The organism is Sinomonas soli (assembly GCF_054782415.1).
In genome coordinates this window covers 1-507 of record NZ_BAAGSN010000029.1, presented here as the reverse complement: position 1 = coordinate 507, position 507 = coordinate 1, and the positions used below count along the sequence as shown (strand labels likewise).

The 507-nt window shown below is 73.4% G+C and carries 1 pseudogene; it reads right to left on the bottom strand.

The features are described 5' to 3' along the window. Window positions 1–326 (bottom strand): annotated as a pseudogene (locus ACYVKZ_RS20285) (hypothetical protein); the annotation flags it as partial. Window positions 327–507 lie beyond the last annotated feature (181 nt).

Genomic DNA, 507 nt, shown 5'->3' with positions numbered 1-507 from the left:
TAGTCCTCGATCGCCACGATGGCGTTGCGCATCTGGACCGAGATCTGGGACAGTGGCACGTCGGTGCGGTTCTCGCTGAAGAGCGTGGCGATCACCGACCCGTCGGCGGCCAGGACCCGGGTCACCTGGGCCGGCGGGGTGGCCTTGAGCTGGCCGGGGAGACCGTTGAAGAGCTGCACCGACCCGGTCGCGGCCGCCCCGAGGATGCCCACCGCTGGCCCGAGCAGCCCGGCGACCAGCACCCCGCAGAGGGCGCTCACTCCCAGGAGCGCCGCGAGCCTGCCCAGGCCCTTCCTGGCCGGGGCGCCCTGTCCCCGCCGGCTCACCGCCGTGCCCGGCATTCCGCTGTGCCGGCACCGCCAGTTCCCGGCGCCCGCTCCTCAGGGTGTGTGCAGTCGCTGTGCTCCATGGGGCCATGCTGCGCCACGGCGGCTGAGAAACCTCTAAGAACGGCCCCGGGCAGCGGATGGCGCAGGAGCCGCCGGCGGAGGACCGCCGTGAACTGGG